The sequence below is a fragment of the Empedobacter sp. UBA1574 genome (genome assembly GCF_002322895.1).
Classification (GTDB): Bacteria; Bacteroidota; Bacteroidia; order Flavobacteriales; family Weeksellaceae; genus Empedobacter; species Empedobacter falsenii_B.
The window spans coordinates 12691-34986 of sequence record NZ_DCOI01000001.1 but is presented as its reverse complement, the minus strand read 5'-3'; the positions used below and the strand labels follow the sequence as shown (position 1 = coordinate 34986).

The window sequence follows — 22296 nt, the reverse complement described above, 5'->3', positions numbered from 1 at the left end:
ATTATTTATTATTTCTCTTATACATTTGCCAAAATTTTTCAGTTTTGGAAATCGAGATTTTATTCTATTTATGCATGGCAGCTTTTTGCGCTGGCTTCATCGACTCTATTGTTGGTGGTGGTGGATTAATACAAACGCCATTATCACTTGCTTTTTTACCTAATTTACCTGTTTCAACAGTAATCGGAACGCTAAAAATTCCAGCATTTAGTGGAACAGCTTTAGCAACTTCACAATATCTAAAAAAGGTAAAAATAGATTGGAAACTTTTCACGATTATGGCTATATGCGCATTTGTTTCTGCTTTTTTAGGATCACAATTGTTAACGGTTATCAATAATGATTTTATGAAGCCTGTTTTGTTAATCATTTTGATTGTTTTAGCCATTTACACTATTTTCAAGAAAGATTTTGGACAAGCAACCGAGCGTAAAATTCCTTACCACATTGCGATTATCAATGGTTGTATTGTGAGTATTGCAGTTGGTTTTTACGATGGTTTTATTGGTCCTGCAACTGGAACTTTCTTTATTTTGGGATTCGTAACACTTCTTGGTATGGATTTTTTGAAAGCTAATACTAATGCAAAACTGATCAATTTAGCAACTAATTTTGGTTCGATTTGTTTGTTTTTAATCAAAGGGCAAATTATCTGGAAAATAGCTTTACCAATGGCTATTTGCAACGCTTTAGGAGGTTTTATTGGAGCAAAATTAGCCATCAACAAAGGGAATAAATTTATTCGATACATATTTATTTTGGTAATCCTACTCTCAATTTGTAGATTTGGTTATGAAGTAATTTTCAAGTAAATGAAAACCATTTTTTCAATTATTTTTGTTTCTGCATTTATCACTGTTTTTTCTCAAAAGTTTGAGTTAAAAGATTCAGTTTTGATTGAAAATAAAACAATCAAATCAATTGATACTGATCTAAATAATTCGATTTATTTGATTTCAGATACTAGAATTGAAAAAATATTTCAGTCGAAAAAGAACAAAAGTATTGATCTCAAAAATATTATTACTTCAGTTGATGTCAATAATCCACTTCGAGCTTATGTGTATTCAAATTTTAATCAACTCACTATTTTAGACGAAGATTTGAATCCTATTCAGGATATTGTAAAGATTAAATCTAACGATTTTATGCCTGCAGCATTAAAAGTTGTTGACACGCAATTTTGTTGGTTTTATGATTTAATCGGGAATAAAATTGTTTACTATAATTATCAGTTACAAAAACCAATTCTGACATCAAAACAAATTTATTTGAAGTATAATGATCAATCAATCGATAAAATACATGTGTACAAAAATTTGGTGTATTTAAAAGGTCAGAAAACAATTTATGTTTACGATGATTATGGAAATTTCAAATCTAATTTTGAATTTGACACCAATCAGCAACCTTTTTATTTTTATAAAGATGTTATTTTCTATATAAATGACAATAAACTAATATCAAAAAATATTGTTAATCAAAATTTGACGACTTTTATCGATTTAGAAAATGTAAAAAGTTTTGCGTTTAGCGAAAAAAATCTTTATACTTTGGTCGAAAATAAAATTTACACTTATACTATTTTAAATACAAATAATTAATAATAAACTATTTAATCAATTAAAACTAATTACTAATCCTTATTTATTTTTAATTTATAATTGAATAAAAATTCATAAATCAATCGGAATAATTTTTTTCTAAAAAAAGATTTTTCTATGAGTCGCTAGCTTATATTTTGTTTTGAAAATTAAGCTTTAGTATATTTGCAAACGTTAAAATAATTGGAAAATGCATATCGCCATAGCCGGAAATATTGGAGCAGGTAAAACTACTCTAACAAACCTTTTAGCAAAACAATACAACTGGACAGCTCAGTTTGAAGATGTAGAAATGAATCCGTATTTGGATGATTTTTACAACGACATGGAAAAATGGGCGTTCAATCTTCAGATTTATTTCTTAGGAAGCCGTTTTAATCAAGTAAAAGAGATTAGAGAAAGCGGAAAAGACATTATTCAGGATCGTACAATTTACGAAGATGCGCATATTTTTGCGAGTAACTTGAACGATATGGGATTATTGTCTACAAGAGATTATAACAACTATTTACGTGTTTTTAATTTGATGACAAGTTTTGTAGAAGCACCAGATTTATTGATTTATCTTAAAGCTTCAATTCCTACATTGGTTTCGCAAATTCAGAAACGTGGTCGCGATTACGAAAATTCGATTAGTATTGATTATTTGAATCGTCTAAACGAGAAATACGACAAGTGGATTTCGAATTATAAAGAAGGAAAAGTGTTGGTAATCGACGTGGATAATTTAGATTTTGTTGAAAATAAAGAAGATTTAGGATTCATTTTCAATAAAATAGAAGGAGAAATTAACGGACTTTTTTAGTCAGAAAAAATAAAGTAACTTGCACGGCTTGATTTTAAATTTAATCAGGCCGTTTTTTTGCGTAAAAAATTATGGAAAATAAAAGTATTTTGAAGGGAGTTTTGTTCGTTGCAATGGGCGCTAGCTTCTACGGAATGTTAGCAACATTTGTAAAAATTGCATACGATCAAGGCTATACGACTGCCGAGGTAACAACTTCTCAGTTTGTATTAGGAATTTTGATTTTGGGAATCATCAACTTATTTATGATGAGTAAAAAAGATTTACCAAAGATTGAACAAAAAGATAAAAAAAGGTTGATTCTTGCTGGAACTTCGTTAGGTTTCACAAGTTTATTTTACTATCTAGCGGTACAATATATCAATGTGTCAATCGCAATTGTATTGTTGATGCAAACGGTTTGGATTAGTATTTTGGTTGAGAGTATTTTGGGAAAACAATTTCCTTCTGCCAAAAAATTAATTGCAATGGTTTTGGTATTATTTGGAACTGTTTTGGCAACAAATTTAATCAACCAAGAAGTCGAGTTAAATCCTAAAGGATTGTTTTGGGGATTTTTAGCAGCTTGTTCTTTTACGACTACCATGTTTACATCGAATAGTTTAGCCAATTATTTACCAGCTTATAAAAAAAGTTTGTGGATGCTTTTTGGAGGTTCTATTATTGTGTCTCTATTTTTGTTTTTTAGCCAAATCGGACCTTATTACTTTGATGGTTTAATGAGCTTTTACAACAACTTTTCAAATGATGTAAATGGAATTCATGCATTCAATTTTAGCATTTTTTATACTTGGGGATTACCGTTGGCAATTTTCGGAACTGTCTTACCTCCTATTCTTTTAAACAAAGGTTTTCCGCACACAGGATTAGGTTTGGGAAGTATTGTTTCTTCGTTAGAATTACCCGTTTCAGTAACCATGGCTTTTGTCCTTTTACATGAACAAGTACTCGCAATACAATGGACAGGAATCGCCGTTATTATTTTTGCTATTATTATATCAAATCTGAATTTTAAGAAAAAATAAATTCAAAATGACGAATTCTTATAAGTCAATGAAAATTCAATAACAAAAAAAGCCAACTCTTAATAAGTTGGCTTTGTATTTTGAGTAAAATCTAAATTATTTCACCAAAATTTTATTGGCTAATTGATTTGTTCCATCAATTTTTTCTTGAATTGGTAAACCTAATATCTTCGCAAGCATTGGATAGATTTCTGTATTTGGAAAAACTTTAATCTCTTTACCAGACTTAATATTTGGTCCCCAAGCCATAAAAGTCGCTTTCATTTCTGGCGTTTCTTTTACATAAAAACCATGCGAACCTTTCGGTGCATTTTTGTTTGAGAAATAGTTTGGAGCATGTGCAATCAAAATAATATCTCCAATACGATTGTATCGATCATTCTTTTTATCAAAATGATATTTAGATGGGACATTTGTTGTTTTATACACTTCGAACGTATTATTCTGAACTGCTTTTATTTCTTTGTAAATTGATTCGATATCATTTTTATCTTTTACAAAAAGACTTACATAAGAACCATTTGAAGCAACTTGTACTTTTGATTCATCAATTTTAATTGGCAATTTCAATGGATTTTCATCATCAATTCTTGTCATTCCATGATCAGAAACAAAAACAAAATTCACTTTCAAACCTGTTTTTGCAACCTCATCATTCAATTTCTTGATTGATTGATCTACAAATTGTACAGCTTCCTTTGTTTCAGGTGCATCAGGACCAAAAGAATGCCCTGCGTGATCTACTTCCGGAAAATAAAACGTAATTAAATGTGGACGTTTTTCAGCTGGTAACTCCAACCAATTTACAACTTGCTGAATACGGTAATCAATTGGTGATTTTTCCGAATACTTGTACGAATACGTTGGGAACATACCATTAATAGGCGCTTCCGAACCTGGCCAATAGTAACAAGCAGCTAACATTTTGTTCTGTTCTGCAAGGTTCCAGATTGGCGTTCCTCCGTACCATTTCGGATTGATAACTGCATTTCTATTTCCCAATAAATAACGATCACCAACTTCTCTGTCTAACATATTATTTCCTACCAAACCATGATGAATAGGTGTTAAACCAGTTACAATTGTATAATGATTTGGAAATGTAACAGAAGGAAAAGACGGATACATGGCATCTGCTTTCACTCCATTTTTAGCCAAAGCTAATAGATTTTTAGCTTCATGTTTTTGAGCATAATCATAACGAAAACCATCTGCCGAAATCAAGATAACATAAGATTTATCTTGTTGTTTGGCATCATTTACACGATTTTCGATTACGATTTGTTCTTCGATTTCTTGTGCATTTGCTGTAACTGAGAACGTTAAAACAATTGCAGAAAATATACTAAGTATTGATTTTTTCATGCCTCAAATTTAGAAAGTTTTATACTTAGAATGAATTAAAAAAATGTCAAATCTTATGAGAAAATTATTCAAAATTCTAACTCTTCTTCATCAACAACTTCAGAAATTCTTTTCCAATAAAAGGATTAATGATATGTTGAAACCCTTTTTGCAAGATAAAAACTGTAATTGTCGCATTAGTTTCTGGCGAATAAATCACATCTGTTCCCCACCAACCACCATGATAATAGGCATTGAATCCCATATCAAAATGATAAATTCCCAAACAATATTTCGATTGATCCGAAGGTAAAACATATGTTGACATCGAATCCAAAATTTGTTTATTCTGAATAATTTTCCCTTCAAACAAATACTGAAAAAACAGAGCCGATTCTTTCGCTGTCGAAGCTATTCCACCACCACCATACAAATCCCACGAAGGATCTAAATCATACGAATCCCACTTGTATTTATCTGCATATTGATGCGCAAGCGGAAGTGTTTTCGAAGGATATTTCTCCAAATCGATAAACCACGTTTGTGTCAAACCTAATTCTTTATACTTTAACAAATCTCGAATTACTTTGTAAAATGGTTGACGCGTTTTTTGTTCAATAATTTCTGCTAAAAGCAAATAATTGATATCACCGTAACTAAACTTTTCTCCTACTTTTTGTGGACTTCCGATTTCCATTGCTCGTTTTATTTGTTCCTCCTTCGTCCATTTATATTGCGGTCGCTGATTAACTAATTCAAAATACGCATCATCGACATAATCTTGTATTCCAGAAGTGTGCGACAACAAATGTTTGACTGTTATCGTATTCAAATCATAACCATCTTTTTCGAGCAATTGACGAGTCTTCTTAGACAATAAATTCTTGATCGATTGGTTAATTCTAACTTGACCTTTTTCTACCAAACGCAAAATTGCAGCAGCTACATAAGGTTTGGTATTACTTGCGATTAAAACCGGTTGTTGGCTGTTTAAAATTTCGTTGGTTTTAATATCCAAAACTCCTTTTGCATAACTCCACGAAATGTTTTGTTCTGGTGCTTCAACGTGAACAATAATTCCGACAGCGTTTTTATTTTTTTCGTAAATCGAATCTATTTTAGATTGAAAAATGGTTTGCAGCTGCGCAAATCCGATAAAAGGAATGAGTACAATATTGAGTAGAAGTCTTTTCTTCATTTAGTGTTATTTGATTTTAAAGATAAATAAAATCTTGAATTGTATGTGATACGCTTAACGTTTTAAGTTGTACGTAATATGTTTTACAAAGTGTAAAATTCGAAACACTAATCTCGTAACTCACGCAACTCATAAATCAAAAGAAAGCTAAGCAGGAATTACTAAACTCTTGCTTAAGAGTTCACCAACTCTTAGGTATCTTTTAACCAAAATAAAGGCAAGATTAAAAATCTTGCCTTTATTATTAAACTTACAAGTTAAAATCTATTTAATTTCAACACGAATTCCTTCACTTTGCGCACTCAATTCTGGTGCATACATATTTTGCATCGATGTAATTCCGTTCGAGAAATTACCTGCATTATTCGCTTTCAAATCATATTCGAAAACATATGTTCCTTTTCTCATGTAATCCGAAAAGAAATTAGTTGCAGCATCTCTTGTGCTTTCGTAATATCCAAATTCGCCTTTCCATTTGTAACCAGAAAGTACATTCACAGGTTCGAAACCACTTGCACGCATATCTTTGATGTGTACAAACTGCATGTTGCGATCAACAGAAATCTCTAATCGAACAGTTACAATATCACCAACTTTTATCGGTGTTGACGTTGTAATTTCTTTCAGAATTGGACCATTTGCAGAATTCGATTTAACAAATAATTTCTTGTTGAATTTAATTCCAGTTTCAGCAGATTTTATTTTATCTAAATCTTCAAAATATTGCCAATACATCGCTCCCCAAGCAACACCTGGAGAAGTTTTCGAAACTTCAACTTTACCCATTTCAGGTTTAATTTCTTCTTTGTTCCAAGAAGTTTTTACATAACCCGAACCAGCTTGCGCATTGTTATCTAAATCAATTTTTTGATTTCCGATCTTCACTTCAATTCCTTTCTCTGCATCTATCCAAGATTTTCCGAAATTCATTAAAGCATAAACCGCTTTTGTCGTTGCTTTTGTCGAATTCCACTGATTTGTTTGACGATTTTTCAATAACCAAACTTTCATTTCTTCGACAGATTTTTCATCTTTTGTTACCTCGTCAAATGCTTCGATTAACAACGATTGTGTTTCTACAGGCGCTTGATACCAAAACCAACCCGGTTGATTTTCTTTCCAATACATACCCATTTCATCCGATTCTACTGCTTTTTCTTTGATCGAATTGACTACAATCTTAGCAGCAGACTGCATTCCAAAACGATTCATCACAATTGCAGCCATTGCTTTTTGTTGCAACGACAACTCTAATTTTGTATCATTTAGATTCTTTAACATCGCTGTTTTCATTTCTTCCAATTCTTTCGACATCGGATAATCTTCTAAGAAAAACGAACGCGCATATAAATAATGTAAACCGTCTGAATACGCAACATCCTTGAATGATTTTTGATCTTTTTTGAACTCTTTGAAACGTTTTAAATTCTCATCATCAATAAACTGAATCGCTTTTTTGATTAATGGATTTACATCTATTTCAAATGCTTTGAAATTCACATCCATTTTCTTCATATTTCCGAAACCAGAAACAATATGCGTTGTGATATATTCGTTTGGACGACCACCGTCAAACCAAGCAAAGCCACCATTTGATTGTTGTTTATCCGATAATTTTTGGAAAGCCGATTTCATTTCCGTTTGCATTTGATTCAATTCAAATAAAACTGCAATTTGCTTCATTTGCTCTTCTTCGCTTTCTGCATTTTTCATCCAAGGCGTTTCTTCTAAAATGATATTTTTCAATTCTTGGTTCAATTGTAATTTTGATTTCAATTCACCTTTTTTGTTCCAATCATCAAAAACAGCTTTAATTTTTGGATTTGAATTGATCACTTTTTCTGAAATCATATTTCCATATAAACGCGAGAACACTTGCTCTGCACATTCGTAAGGATATTCGCGCAAATAAGGCAACGAGAAAACTGCATACCAAATCGGATTCGTTGTCATCTCGAATGTTAATTTGAAATTATCTAACGAAGTCGATTTATTGTTGATCATGTTATCAAATTGGAACGATTTCTTTTGACCTTCTTTCACATAAATCGGCAACGTTTCTGTCACCATCATACGATTTGTCAAAATTGGTAAAGCCGATTCTTCACCATCCGAAAAATCTCCAGCCGAAGCCACCACACGATACACAACTGCTTGTACATTTTTCGGAACATCAATTGTCCACGTCACTTGATCCGAGCTTCCTTTTGCAACAGAGAAATTCTGAACTGCATTTGTCAATTTGAATTGTGCATCAATTGGTTGATTGGTAAACGCATCAAACAACATCAATTTCGCAGAACCATTTAATACCTTATCTGATAAATTATTAATCTTAGACGAAACCGAAATTTGATCGCCTTCACGTAAGAAACGTGGCATATTTGGCACAACCATCAAGTCTTTTTGCGTGCGAACATTTTGCTCCAAATAACCTGTTTTAAGGTCTGGCGTATGTGCAATTGCCATAAATTTCCATTCTGTTAAACTTTCTGGCGTAGTAAATTCTATAATAATATTTCCTTTTGCATCTGTTTTTAAGTTTGGATAAAAGAAGGCTGTTTCATTTAAATTTGTACGCGCTTTTACATTATCTAAAGTTGCGTTTGCCTCTTTTTTAGTTGTAATAATCACTACTCCATTTGCTCCTCTTGCTCCATATAAAGCAGTCGCCTCTTCTCCTTTCAATACATTCATAGACTGAATATCATCTGAATTAAGTTCTGGCATTATATCATACACAACTCCATCTACAACATAAAGTGCATTTGAAATTTCGGCAGAAGAAACTCCACGAACTGTTACATTTGCAGAAGCTCCAGGTTCTCCTGCTTGAGTTGAATAACCTAACGATTTCTTATCTCTTGTAATTCCTAAAGCTGTTACAACAGAACCTTCTAAACTTACATCAGCAGCAGCCCCCATTTGTACCTCAACATGAATTTCATTTTCTGATACTTCTTTTATTTTTACACCTGGCGCAACAGACTTCATCATCATACGATTCATGCGATATTGATTGAAACCAAAATCAAATAAATTAAGGTCTAATCCTGCATATCCTCTTGCATAAAAATCATAATTTGTACGATAATAAATTGCTCGAGATTGATTTGTTATATAAAATTGATATAGATTAAAAGGGTTATTTCTTCTTGAATTTGTAAAATCATACACATTAAAATCTAATGAATTTGACGCAAATTGATCCAACGAAGCGTCGTACATACTTGTTAAAACCTCAGCTGAAACTTTATCTTTATTTGGTCCTTCAATTTTTAGTTGCCATTTTTCTTTTGCACCTGGCGTCAATTTATCACGTAAAACTTCAGCCGTAACTTTCAGTTGTTTATTGGTAAACGGAACTGCCAAATTAAGACTTCCTGTTTGCACATCATTGAATTTCGTCATGGCATAATTCACATAAATTCCACCGCGATATTCTTCTTTAATTGGAATTTCGACTACAGATTTTTTACTCAAATCCAAAAAACCTTTCTCAATAATTGTTTGATTCGCCTCTACTTCATAATACACAAATGTATTTTTAGAACCCGATTTGAACTCAATTTTTGCAACATCTTTTGGTTCGAAAGTCAATTTATTAGGCGAAACTGCTAAAAGTGTTTTAATTGCATTTGCTTTCTTTTCATTCGAAACATAAATCAATTTATCCACTTCCACTTTTTGTGTTCCGTCCATCACAAAACCTTTTACAACATAATAACCTTCTTCTAAATTTGAAGCTTGATTAAATTTAATTTCATCAGAAATTTTTGTATCAAAATCACTTTCAAAAACCTTTTGATTTGTTGTCCACGTTTTTGGATTCATTTCGTCACCATAAGGTTCATTCGGAAATATTTTTTTGAATTCTTCTTTCGAATAAATATTATAATCTGTTGTAAATTTTTGACGACGAACTATTTCTTTTGGTGCATTTAACGAATAAATTTCGACGTGTCCTTTTCCATCTAATTTTTCATCATTCAAGTTTTTCACTTCAATTTTGAAAGCTTTCAAATCATCTACTTTAGCTTTCTCAGAAATAGCAATATTTAACGATATTCTTGTGTCTCCAACTTTTACGGAAGAAGATTCTGATTGCGTTTCTCCATTGATATCCGTTGCATTTACTTCAATAAAATAATTGTAGGTTCTTACCTCATCTTTCTTTTTCTCCGAAGCTGGTTTTGCTACAAATTCAAAGTTAAATTTTCCTTCCGCATCTGTTGTTGTATCTCCAAACGTAATTTCTTCTCGTTCTCCACGACCTGCTGGAATTGAGCGATACCAAGGCCAAAATGTAAAAATTTCTTGACGATAAACACGATACGAAACTTTAGCATTATCGATATTAGCACCAGAAAAAGCAATCGCCTTTCCTTCTACTTTTACCTTGTCGTTTAAACTATAAACACCTTTATTTTTCTCTATTTCTACTTTGAATTTTGGACGTTTATATTCTTCCACTTTGAATGAATAATAACCGTCTTCATTAATAGCTCTGATCGAAAAGTTACCTGTTAAAGCAGAACTTGGCAAAATAAAACTTCCATTTACAGATCCAAATTCATTAGTTGTTAAATCTATTTTAGAAAGCTCTTTATTGTTAACATCATATAAAGCAATCGTCAATTTAGAATTTGGAATGATATTTCGAGTTTTATCTTTCGATAAATAATAAATTCCTTTGAAATAAACCGTTTGTCCAGGACGATAAATCGCACGATCTGTGAAAATCTTGACAGAAGAATCATCATCTTCATCATCACGATCATAATCGTAGTAATACGTTGAATAAATAGTATGTTCGTCTTTCACACGATATTGAAGATTTCTCCAGCCCGAAGGAATTGTTATTATTCCATCTTTATCCGATGTTAAAGTTTTTGTTTCCTTTTTATTATAATTTGTCAAATTAGAAAACTCAACCGCAACATTACTTTCTGGTTTTCCAGTTTCACGATTCACAACCGACAATTTATCATTTAAAGAATTTATCGCATATTTCGAAACCATTACATCTAAATAATCAATATCGTCTTTTGTGTTGATTCTGAATTCAGAATTATTCGAAAAAAGGACAATATAACGACCAGATTTTAGTGGATTTAATTTAACAATTGTCGAATGATTTTGATAATCTTCAAACGATTTAACATCAATTGCATATTGATCAACAACCTTTAAACTATTCAGAAATTTTTGCGCTTCTGCAATTCTATTTTCGTTGTAAACATTTAACGCTTGTATTTTATCTTTTCCATCAAAACCTTCATTATAAGCGAAAATTCTCACAAAAACTTGCGACAAATTTTTATGCGTTAATTGAATTGGTGTATTCTGATTTTCGTTAATATATCGCTCTGCTTGTACACTTAATTCTTGCGATTTTATCTTCGAAACTAAATTATTTATATTCTCTAATTCCTCCGAATTTGGATAAAGCTTCGCAACTTTTTGTTGTAGTTCAAAAATCTTATTTACGTTCGCCAATTTATCTTCTTGCAAACCATAATAATCTGTCGCTAAAGTTGCATACACATAAGACGAATACCATGCTTTTGGATATTTTGTTGCTAAAAATTCTTTTTGTTTAATAATTTCTTGAACCGAAGTCGAACCTCGGTTTGAATCAATTAAAATCAATTCATTGTACAAAACAGCATTTTCGTTATTTTTTTGTTTATTAATCTCAACTAAATCAGAAAGCAATTGATTTGCTTTATCTTTTTCATCATTCTCATTCAGATAATTGATATAATTTCTTGCTAAAACATCATACAATGTTGGCGTTAAATCAAATTGTTGTTGCGCATTTTTCTTATCATTTGCAATATTCAAAATCATTTTATAATCTTGAGATTTTGCATTTATTAATTCATTTTTTGGTTGAATTGATTTCGAAAAATAATCATTAATTGTTTTCTTAAAAGTATCTTCTGTCCAAAATCTCACATCATTTGTAGCTTGATTTTCGACATTTGTACGACTATTGATTTTCCAACGATTTTCGTTGTAATACAATTGATATAACTCAGCTAAATATGAATAAACAATCGCATTATTTACAATTGATTTTTCATCTAAATCCTTTTTAAACAAATCAAAAACGAAGTTTACATCATCTGTTTCATCAGAAGTTGCGACTTTTATTTTTGCTTCATAAAACAAAGCTTTCAGATAACTTTGTTGATTATTTTGCTTTTTTGATAACGTTTTAAGTTCATCAATTTTTGGTTGGATAGATTTGAATTGACCATTTTGCATTTGTTGGTCAATTTCCTTCCACTTTTGATCAATCGTTGGGGATTGAGCCATAAGCATCGAATTGGTTAAAATTAATAATAAAAACAGTAGCTGTTTCATAGATTCTTTCTTTTATCAGTAGATGCAAGTTACGGAAAAATGGTTGGTTGAGGAAGTAAAAAAATTATCAAATGGTTTATATATAGCACAAAAAAAATCTGAATGTTGCCATTCAGATTTTTTGATATATAAGTTGATTAGTTGTAGTTTTTATAAATCGTCTACGTCTAAATCTTCGTCGATTTGTAAATCATTTAATTCAGCATCTTCTGCAAAATCAATATCTTCTTCATCGTCTAAATCAACCATCATGTCTTTTTTAGGCGCTTTAAGAGGCATTGAACCGAAACGGTAAACCGTTAATGGATAATTAAGAACAGCTGGTTTATCTTCTACAGAAATTAATTCAGCCACAAATGTCCACATTTCCATAAAATCATATACAAAAGCCATACGATCTCCTTGATTAGCAAAAGCTTCTTTGATATAAAAATCAGCCATTGTTTCATCAGTTCCATCATCAGACATATCCTCTAAAGGAATTTCTTTTGTTTGGTTTCCATCTTCATCTACTTCATAGAACGACGCCAACTCCTCACCTTGTAAACTAAAAGCACTAATAATACCTTTGTACAATGTGAATAATGTTTGCTTCTCTTTAATTTCTATGTCTCTAAAAACATCCTCTTTTGCATCAAGGAATACACGAATTTTATATATCACTTTCTAAATATTTTTCGGTTCCAAATTTAAATCTTTTCCCATATTAATTACAAATTCTAATGCAGAATTATAATTATTTTCTACTTCGCCTTCTAAAATTGCTTCTTTGATGGCATTTTTTAAGATTCCAATCTCTTTTCCTGGCTGAATATCAAATATTTCCATTATTTGTTCACCTGTAATTGGTGGTTGAAAATTACGTACTTTATCACGTTCTTCAACATCTTTTATTTTTTGTTCTACAACTTCAAAATTTTGTTTGAAACGTTTTTGTTTACGTTCATTTTTTGTTGTAATATCAGCTTTGCAAAGCGTAATTAAATCGTCGAAATCTTCTCCAGCATCAAACAATAATCTACGTAATGCCGAATCTGTAGCGTCGTCTGTTACAACAGCAATTGGTCGAGAACTCATCATGACTAACTTCTGAACATATTTTACTTGCGGTCCTAATGGTAATTTTAATCGTCTGAACAATTTTAATACCATTTTTGATCCAACAAATTCATGCGAATGAAATGTCCAACCTACATTTTTATCAAAACGTTTTGTTACAGCTTTTCCAATATCATGCAACAACGCTGCCCAACGTAACCAAACATTATCTGTGTTGACAGAAATATTATCAACGACTTCTAACGTATGATAAAAATTATCTTTATGTTTCTGACCTTCAACCTCTTCGATTCCTTTTAACGCAACCAATTCTGGTAAAATATGTTGCATTAATCCTGATTGTTCCAACAACAATAATCCGACCGAAGGTTTGTCAGTCATCATAATTTTCTGAAACTCATCCATTACGCGTTCAAAAGATACGATATTAATACGTTCTGCATTATCAATTATTGCCTGAAAAGATTTTTTTTCTATTTCAAAATCCAATTGAGCTGCAAAACGAATCGCACGCATCATACGCAAAGGATCATCAGAATAGGTAACATTCGGCTCTAATGGTGTTTTGATAATTTTATTATTCAAATCTTCTACTCCATTAAAAGGATCAATTAATTCGCCAAAATTCTCTTTATTCATCGAAATTGCCAATGTATTGATCGTAAAATCACGACGTTTTTGGTCGTCTTCCAACGTTCCGTCTTCAACATGTGGTTTTCGACTATCTTCTGAATAACTTTCTTTTCGCGCACCTACAAATTCCAAATCTGTGTCTTTATATTTGAACATTGCTGTTCCAAAACGTTTAAAAACTGAAACTTGTGATGTATGTCCTAATTTATTAGCCAATTCTTTAGCCAATAAAATTCCATTTCCAACTGTTACAAAATCGATGTCCTTTTTCTGACCACGATTCAATAAATAATCGCGTACAAATCCACCAACCACATAAGTTTCTTGATTAATTTCATCAGCAACTTCTGCTACATTTCTAAAAATTGGATTTGATACGGCTTCTAAGATTTTCATTCTGCAAAAGTATAAGTTTTGAAATAAAAAACTACTCTCTAATAACTTTTACTTCGTTATCTAGACCTAATTTAATTATCGTTGATGCAGTGAACTGAGGTACAAAGGTTTTTGTTTCATCTGGATAAAAGTCAACACGCTCTAAAATAGTAGGATTAACTTCCGAAAACACTTTTGGAGAAGATTCTCCTGATAAATTAGCCGATGTAGACACAATTGGTCCTCCTAATTTCCCGATGATTTTTTTACAAAACAAATCATCAGTCATTCGAATGGCAATTGTATTATCTTCTGCAATTAACGATTGTGGTAAACCTTTTGGATTATCGTAAATAATTGTAAGAGGTTTTTCGTTCAAATCAATCAAATCCCAAGCTAATTCTGGCACCTCAACAATATTTTGTAACATACGTGGAGAATCAACCAAAATAATCAACGATTTTGATGAAGGACGATTTTTTATCTGATAAATTTTTTCGATTGCAGCCTCATTCTTCGCATCACAACCCAGTCCAAGAATTGTGTCTGTTGGATAAAGCATTGTTTCTCCTTGTTTTAGTTTGGCTACAATTTCGTTTATATCTGACATTTTCTTTGTTTTATAAATTTGAGTGCAAAGGTATTATAGGAAAGTTGAATGAAGTCGATTTTCTTCGAAATATTATTTATCGCAAAATAGATTTTAGATTTCATAGACCTTTAGATATTCATTTGCCGCTTTATCCCAACTAAAACTTCCAGCTCTTTTGATATAAGCTTCTATAAAATAATCTGAATTTTGATTGTATTGATTTAACGCATCTTCCACTACATTTTTCATATATTCTGGTTCAAAATCATTCCAATAAAACGCATCTTTTCCACCAATTTCTGGTAAAGACGTTTTATCAGATAAAATAATTGGTTTTCCAAAGCTCATCGCTTCTAAGGGAGGCAAACCAAAACCTTCTCCAGTTGATGGAAATAAGAACGCTTCGCAATTTTGCATATAAAATTGCTTTGCTCGTTCAGAAACTTTACCTGATAAAAAAACTTGGTTTTCTAATTTTTCTTTAGCAATTAAATCTTTTATTTTTTGACCATAGGCATTCGTACAATTCCCAGAAATAATCAAATTAAAATCTGGTAAAAATTTCATCATTTTTACAAGTGATTCAAAATTTTTCTTTTCAAGAAAAGCTCCAATCGTATAAAAATAAGGTTTTGAAATATCTAATGGAGATTGAAAATCATCACAATTTATAATTTCTGAAATTGAATTTCCATTATAAATTATTGTATTTTCTATTCCCGAAATATCAAAATATTGCATAGTTTGTTTCTTTGCATATTCAGAAATAAATGTGATAACATCTACTCGCTTAATCTTTTCTTTAAAATATTTAATGTGATTTGGACTATAATCAAGCGAATTTTCTTCCATAAAATTAACATCATGAATCGTCAAAACATATTTTTTTGGTTTATGACAAGGTTCAACTTTTATATTTTGATTTAAGGAGTGCCAAACATCATACTTTTCACGCGTTCTGAAAAACGGATTGCGCATTAAACTATAATATTTTTTATAATGAAATTTAGTACCAAATTCAGTCCTTAAATCTTCAGGTTTTTTGTAAAGTAAATAAATTTGATCATCAAAATTTAATTTCGAAAGAGCTTTAATCAATTCGTAATTAAAAACTCCGAAACCAGTTGCACGATTCTTTAGATTATGAGATTCTAAAAGAATTTTTTTTACCATAAGTTAGGTTCTAAAATTTTTAAAAAACTTGTTTTAAGTTGTCCTTATTTTCAACAAAAATAGACATATCTTTGACAGATTAAAATGAAATATAGATTTTTTCTATATTAATTATAATATTTTGAAAAATGACACAGAAAATTGTCGTAAATAATAATTATCAAACTACGCAAACTGAAATCAAATCCATTATTGACAATTTTGACTTGATTGACGATTATATTGCAAAAGGCACAAGAAATTCTATCAAAAAAAAGACATTAAAATCGGGTAAAATTGCTACGATTAAATCATTCAAAATTCCGAATATTGTCAATAAATTTGTATATCGATTTTTCAGAAAATCAAAAGCTGAACGATCATTCTTATATGCTAATAAATTAATTGATTTAGGTTTTAAAACACCTACTCCAATCGCATATGTCGAAAATTTTAATACAATCTCATTTTTAAAAAGTTATTATTTTTGTGAATTAGTTACATCTGAAATAACTTTTAGAGAATTAGTTTTAGATATTAATTATTCAAATCGAAATGAAATCTTGAAACAATTTACAAAATTCACATTTGATTTGCATGAAGCTGGAATTGAATTTTTGGATCATTCTCCTGGAAATACTTTAATTAAGCAAGTTGGAGAAAATCAATATGAGTTTTATTTGGTTGATTTAAATCGCATGAATTTTCATAATTCAATGAGTTTTGATATTCGAATGAAAAATTTTTCTCGTCTAACTCCTCAAAAAGAAATGATAGAAATTATGGGAAAAGAATATGCGAAACTTATTAATAAACCAGAACAAGAAGTTATTAAAGAAATGTGGAATAAAACACAAGAATTCCAGCAAAAATTTCAAACAAAACAAGCTCGAAAAAAGAAATTAAAAGCCATGATTGGTAAAAAACAATAACAAAAAAGCAGATTTANNTAAATCTGCTTTTTTGTTATTTTATCATTTCAGAAAACGGAATAATAATCTCATATCCTTTTTCTTTAAAATAATCGTTCATTCCTTCTCTATACGTCACTAAAACAAAATCTCCGCCCCAAGCTCCGAGGCTTTTTACAGCTCCTAAATAATCAGGAAAATGCAATTCTTTGACTTGCGAAATTTGCATAAAATCTCCTAATCGTTCTTGATATTCATCTAAAATAGATTCTAAATCAGTTAAATTCTCAACTTTAGTTGCTTGAACAACCAAATCAGAAAGCTCTTGAATCATTTTCCAATCTTTTGATTTGTTCTTATAATGATTTCCAACAACGGCTTGTGTATCTTGCTTTTGATTAAGATAAACAAAATAAAGTTGATCTTTAAAATTCCAATTCAATTCTAAATCTTCTACTTCGATAGGATTATTCGAAAACAAAATGGGCTGATGATGATGCGCACATGCAATATCATAACCACTTGTATTGAAGGTTAATTGATTTAATTCAAACGGATTTATTTCTATCCATTGACTAATCAAATCAATCAAAGTCGAACTACTTCCCAGTCCCCATTCTTGCGGATATTCTAACTTCGTTAAACATTGATAACTGTTATTAGAATCAAAAAAATCAGGATTTAAAATTTTAGCTTGTTTTAAAATATTTTGTAATGATTGACTTAATTTATCATTTGTAGACGAAATTATTTCTAAATCATTCAATCTAACTTTAGTTTCAAACCAAATAGAATTATCAAATTTAGTTGCTTTCCAAGTGATTAAATTTTCTATTTCTGATGAATTTTCCACAAACAAACATTGCCCATATTTTGTGGGCAATGCAAATGCTTTCGCCCCATCAATCACAATATATTCCCCGATAAGGAATAATTTTCCATTGGAACGGTATGTTTTCATTTCGTTTAGATTTGTGCCGAAGAAGTTGAGACCTCTCTGTTTATTTTTTTCACTAAACCTTGTAAAGTATTTCCTGGTCCAACCTCAATAAATTCACTCGCACCATCAGCAATCATATTTTGAACAGATTGCGTCCATTTTACTGGAGCAGTTAATTGAGCAATCAAGTTTTTCTTAATTTCAGCAGGATCTGTAACAGCTGTTGTGCTTACATTTTGATAAACTGGACAAATTGGAGTATTGAATGTTGTTTCTTCAATAGCTTGTGCTAATTCTTCTTCAGCAGGTTTCATTAAAGGTGAGTGAAAAGCTCCTCCTACTGGTAAAACTAATGCTCGTTTTGCACCTAACTCTTTCAGTTTTTCGCATGCTACATTAACCGCTTCAATTTCTCCAGAAATCACTAACTGACCTGGACAATTGTAATTTGCAGCCACTACAACTCCATCAATTTCTGCACAAGCATCTTCTACAATTTTATCTTCTAACCCTAAGATTGCAGCCATTGTAGATGGATTAGCTTCACATGCAGCTTGCATTGCTAAAGCACGTTTGTAAACTAATTTTAATCCAGATTCAAAGTCTAAAGTTCCATTTGCAACTAAAGCAGAAATTTCTCCTAAAGAATGTCCTGCAACCATTTCTGGTTTAAAATCTGGTAAAATTTTCGCTAAAATAACAGAATGTAAAAAAACTGCTGGTTGCGTAACTTTTGTTTGTTTTAGGTCTTCAGCAGAACCTTCAAACATAATTGATTTTATATCAAATCCTAAGATTTCGTTTGCTTTGTCAAATAATTCTTTTGCGATTTCAGAATTTTCGTACAAGTCTTTACCCATTCCAGAGAATTGAGCGCCTTGTCCTGGAAAAACATATGCTTTCATTGTATTATTTTTAATGTATGACAAATGTATAATAAAATCTCAAACTTCTTTATTTAACCTAAGTTTTGATTTTCTTTTCTATAAATTTCGTCCAAATATTTATAACGATTTGCAACAGAAATTGCATGTAGTTTTGCAATTGTATAACCATCTTTTCCATCTAAAAAACCAAATCTCACCACAAAATAATTGAAAAAACGATAAGCAGGCTTTATGGTATAATGATAAAATGATGGTTTCAAATTTTTGAGACGAAGTTCTTGTGCTCGTAAGCGAGAATAACTATTAAGTTTATCTAAATAATATTCTTCATCAATAAACGTATGATGTTTCACTTTTTGTTCCAAATCACCTACTGCCCCATCACATTCTAATAATTCATGAACCATCAAACCATCTTTATATCTACATTTAGATTTTCTAAAAAGACGAACAGCTCTCACATTTTGCTGACCAGAAAATTCTATTTTCTTATTCTTAAAATAAAATGAATGATAAGCCATAAAAGCTACATCCTGTAAATTTGAATTTACTTTCTTTATTAATTCTTCTTTTAATTCAGATGAAAGTTCTTCATCTGCATCAAAAAAAGTGACCCAATCATTTTTTGCCAAAGAAAGTGTATAATTTCGTTGATTTGTGAAATTATCAAACTTGCGTTTTACAAACTTTACTTTTGGATTTTGGAATGCAATTTCTTCCGTTTTGTCTGTACTATATGAATCTACAATTATTATTTCATCTGCATAACTAGCCTCATCAAGAAATCTTTTGATGTTTTTTTCTTCGTTAAGTGTAATTAGTAGAGCAGAAATTTTAGTAGACATTCTCTATAGTAATCTAATTTTATAAATAGAAACTCAAAATTTCTGTTTTTATTTTATTAATGGTGATAAGAAATATTCTAACTTTTCTTTAAACAAATCGAAATCAAAGATTGAATAAAATTCATCAACTTGTTTTTTTATTTGACGATTGTTTAAATCTCCAAGTTTTTCAGGAAAATAATCTTTTAAATGAACACTTGTGTGATGAATTCCATCTTCGAAAGTTGCCCAAACTTTTTTATCAATCCAAGGAGAAAAAATAATAAACGATTTTTTCCCTAAAGCCTTGGACATATTAATTGCTCCTCCATCATTTCCTACAATCACATCACATTCGTTTGCAATTGCAATAAACTCGCGCAAATCATTACCCAACAATTCAAAATAAACTTTCGATTTGGTTTCATCAGATAATTGATTATATACTTCTTTTGCTTGCGATAATTGTTTCGGAAAATAATTGAATAAAATATTGACATTATAATGTTGACCAATAAAATCAACCATTTTTGCCATTTGATTCAACGGATAAGTTTTTGAAGGATCAGAACCAAGTAAACTAATCATAACTGATTTACGAGTAGAATCAACTTGATGTTTTTCAAATAAATCTTTCGCAAAGTTTATTTCTTCTTCTGTTAAATACAATTTCGGTTCTGTTGCCAAAGGAATTTCAATTCCTAAAGGCTTCAATAAAGACAAACGATGTTCGATTGCTAAACCTAAATATGAATTTGGTTCGTCATGTTTTTCTACATTATCTGTATACAAAAACGTTCTTCCAATCTTTTTGTACGATATTTTTTTTGGTGCATTATTGATAAAAACATCTACCCAACTCTGTAATTTTGAGTAAGCATCAATTACAATATCATATCTATTTTGATTAACTTTTTTCGAGAATTTAATCAAATTCATCAAGCCTTTGTTTTCTTTTTCATCGAAAACAATTTTATGATCGATGTATGGATTATTCTCTAAAACAGGCAAAGTATTACTATTGATTAAATAATCAACAATAGCATTTGGATAAGCTCTTTTGATATTTTCGCACAACAATGATGTGATTAAAACATCGCCTATCATCTTGTGTTGGATAATCAAAATTTTCATAAAACATAGTTATAAAGCAAAACTACTAAAATATGTTTGATTCGAAAATAAAAAATCCTCAACAAAACTGCTGAGGATTATATTTTATAAAATTTATTCTACTTAAACCGCCACATTATGCTCGCGTAATGCATCGTTTAATGAAGTTTTTTTATCTGTAGACTCTTTACGAGTTCCGATGATCAAAGCACATGGAACTTGGTATTCACCTGCAGCAAATTTCTTTGTATAAGAACCTGGAATTACAACTGAACGAGCAGGAACATAACCTTTAATTTCTACTGGTTCGTCACCTGTTACATCAATAATTTTAGTAGATGCTGTCAACACAACATTTGCTCCTAAAACCGCTTCTTTACCTACACGAACTCCTTCTACAACGATACAACGAGATCCGATAAACGCATTATCTTCAATAATTACTGGCGCAGCTTGCAATGGCTCTAAAACTCCACCGATTCCTACACCACCAGATAAATGAACATTTTTACCAATTTGTGCACAAGAACCTACAGTAGCCCAAGTATCAACCATTGTTCCTTCGTCCACATACGCACCAATATTTACATAAGAAGGCATTAAAATAACTCCCGAAGAAATATACGCACCATAGCGGGCAACAGCATTTGGAACAACACGAATTCCTTTTTCAGCATAGTTACGTTTCAATTCCATTTTATCATGGTATTCAAAAATTCCTGCTTCTAAAGTTTCCATTTTCTGAATTGGGAAATACATTACAACTGCTTTTTTCACCCATTCGTTTACTTGCCAATCTTCTCCAACTGGTTCTGCACAACGTAATTGTCCGTTATCGATTAACTCAATTACTTCACGAATTGCAATTTGTGTTGACTCTTCTTGTAACAATTCTCTATTGTCCCAAGCTTTTTCTATGATTTGTTTTAAATTCTCCATCTTTATTAATAATAGCCACAAATATAAAAATTATAATCAAGGGATTTCATAGAGATTATTTATTATTGAATCGTTTTTTTAAATTTGCCAAATGTCACGAATATTAGCGTTAGATTACGGAGGAAAAAGAACAGGCGTTGCCGTAACCGATGAATTGCAAATTATAGCTTCGCCAGTTGATACAATTGATACATCAAAATTGATGGATTTCTTGAAACAATATATCGAGAAAGAAAACGTTTCTGACCTTGTAGTTGGATTATCTGTTCGTTTTTCAGGAGAATTAAATGAGATTGAAAATCAAATTCAACCTTTTTTGAAAAAATTTTCTGAACAATTTCCGTTGATTAAAATTCATCGTGAAAATGAGATGTTTACCTCAAAAATGGCTTCTCAAGCAATGTTTGCTGGAGGAATGAAAAAGAAAAAACGTCAAGAAAAAGGAATGGTCGATAAAGTGAGTGCCGTAATAATTTTACAATCATTTTTATCACATAAACTATAACAAATTGTATCTTTGCCG

General features: G+C 30.8%; 18 protein-coding genes. 6 read left to right on the top strand and 12 right to left on the bottom strand.

The features are described from left to right. Nucleotides 1–44: 44 nt before the first annotated feature. The 4 genes from B3578_RS00145 (at nt 45) to B3578_RS00130 (ending at nt 3434) form a co-directional block, all read left to right on the top strand. Nucleotides 45–812 (top strand): sulfite exporter TauE/SafE family protein, encoded by a 768-nt coding sequence (locus B3578_RS00145; protein WP_125350137.1) that lies wholly within the window; start codon nt 45–47, stop codon nt 810–812. Continuing rightward, nucleotides 813–1604: a hypothetical protein gene (locus B3578_RS00140; RefSeq protein ID WP_221854784.1), complete on the top strand. Its 792-nt coding sequence runs from the start codon at nt 813–815 to the stop codon at nt 1602–1604. Nucleotides 1605–1794: 190 nt separating this feature from the next. Continuing rightward, nucleotides 1795–2409, top strand: coding sequence for a deoxynucleoside kinase (locus tag B3578_RS00135; protein WP_038333632.1), 615 nt, complete (start codon nt 1795–1797; stop codon nt 2407–2409). Between the two features lie 71 nt (nt 2410–2480). Beyond that, nucleotides 2481–3434 carry an EamA family transporter gene (locus tag B3578_RS00130; RefSeq protein ID WP_219034739.1) on the top strand — a complete coding sequence of 318 codons (954 nt, stop codon included), beginning with the start codon at nt 2481–2483 and terminating at the stop codon, nt 3432–3434. Nucleotides 3435–3530: 96 nt separating this feature from the next. On the opposite strand, the gene B3578_RS00125 is transcribed toward B3578_RS00130, so the two are convergent. The 7 genes from B3578_RS00125 to B3578_RS00095 all read right to left on the bottom strand — a co-directional run bounded on the left by B3578_RS00125 (nt 3531) and on the right by B3578_RS00095 (nt 16180). Then, a complete protein-coding gene (locus B3578_RS00125) occupies nt 3531–4799 on the bottom strand; it encodes an ectonucleotide pyrophosphatase/phosphodiesterase (RefSeq protein ID WP_291046092.1) in 1269 nt (422 codons plus the stop codon). 76 nt (nt 4800–4875) lie between these two features. Further along, a complete protein-coding gene (locus B3578_RS00120) occupies nt 4876–5976 on the bottom strand; it encodes a serine hydrolase domain-containing protein (RefSeq protein ID WP_286496138.1) in 1101 nt (366 codons plus the stop codon). 264 nt (nt 5977–6240) lie between these two features. Continuing rightward, nucleotides 6241–12348, bottom strand: a complete 6108-nt coding sequence (locus B3578_RS00115; protein ID WP_291046088.1) for an alpha-2-macroglobulin family protein — start codon at nt 12346–12348, stop codon at nt 6241–6243. Between the two features lie 150 nt (nt 12349–12498). After that, entirely contained in the window at nt 12499–13011 is a 513-nt protein-coding gene (locus B3578_RS00110; RefSeq protein WP_038333549.1) for an IS1096 element passenger TnpR family protein, read from the bottom strand. A gap of 3 nt (nt 13012–13014) precedes the next feature. Further along, nucleotides 13015–14436, bottom strand: a complete 1422-nt coding sequence (locus B3578_RS00105; RefSeq protein ID WP_286496136.1) for a CCA tRNA nucleotidyltransferase — start codon at nt 14434–14436, stop codon at nt 13015–13017. A 31-nt stretch (nt 14437–14467) separates the two neighbouring features. After that, nucleotides 14468–15025 carry an L-threonylcarbamoyladenylate synthase gene (locus B3578_RS00100; RefSeq protein WP_286496134.1) on the bottom strand — a complete coding sequence of 186 codons (558 nt, stop codon included), beginning with the start codon at nt 15023–15025 and terminating at the stop codon, nt 14468–14470. Between the two features lie 93 nt (nt 15026–15118). Further along, the gene (locus B3578_RS00095; RefSeq protein WP_125350144.1) at nt 15119–16180 is read right to left on the bottom strand and encodes a glycosyltransferase family 4 protein; all 1062 of its coding nucleotides are present in this window, start codon (nt 16178–16180) and stop codon (nt 15119–15121) included. A 128-nt stretch (nt 16181–16308) separates the two neighbouring features. On the opposite strand from B3578_RS00095, the gene B3578_RS00090 reads away from it, so the two are divergent. Beyond that, the gene (locus B3578_RS00090; protein WP_286496133.1) at nt 16309–17091 is read left to right on the top strand and encodes a lipopolysaccharide kinase InaA family protein; all 783 of its coding nucleotides are present in this window, start codon (nt 16309–16311) and stop codon (nt 17089–17091) included. A gap of 34 nt (nt 17092–17125) precedes the next feature. On the opposite strand, the gene B3578_RS00085 is transcribed toward B3578_RS00090, so the two are convergent. From B3578_RS00085 to B3578_RS00065, 5 genes are all read right to left on the bottom strand, one after another. After that, entirely contained in the window at nt 17126–18031 is a 906-nt protein-coding gene (locus tag B3578_RS00085; RefSeq protein WP_286496132.1) for a GYDIA family GHMP kinase, read from the bottom strand. 5 nt (nt 18032–18036) lie between these two features. Then, nucleotides 18037–18915: an ACP S-malonyltransferase gene (gene fabD, locus B3578_RS00080; protein WP_114999826.1), complete on the bottom strand. Its 879-nt coding sequence runs from the start codon at nt 18913–18915 to the stop codon at nt 18037–18039. Nucleotides 18916–18968: 53 nt separating this feature from the next. Continuing rightward, complete coding sequence (locus B3578_RS00075; RefSeq protein WP_286496131.1) at nt 18969–19742, bottom strand: glycosyltransferase family 2 protein; 774 nt, start codon at nt 19740–19742, stop codon at nt 18969–18971. A 48-nt stretch (nt 19743–19790) separates the two neighbouring features. Beyond that, nucleotides 19791–20855 (bottom strand): glycosyltransferase family 9 protein, encoded by a 1065-nt coding sequence (locus tag B3578_RS00070; RefSeq protein ID WP_286496130.1) that lies wholly within the window; start codon nt 20853–20855, stop codon nt 19791–19793. 102 nt (nt 20856–20957) lie between these two features. After that, nucleotides 20958–21773, bottom strand: a complete 816-nt coding sequence (locus tag B3578_RS00065; protein WP_125350148.1) for a 2,3,4,5-tetrahydropyridine-2,6-dicarboxylate N-succinyltransferase — start codon at nt 21771–21773, stop codon at nt 20958–20960. A gap of 91 nt (nt 21774–21864) precedes the next feature. On the opposite strand from B3578_RS00065, the gene ruvX reads away from it, so the two are divergent. Continuing rightward, complete coding sequence (gene ruvX, locus B3578_RS00060; protein WP_038333513.1) at nt 21865–22278, top strand: Holliday junction resolvase RuvX; 414 nt, start codon at nt 21865–21867, stop codon at nt 22276–22278. Nucleotides 22279–22296 lie beyond the last annotated feature (18 nt).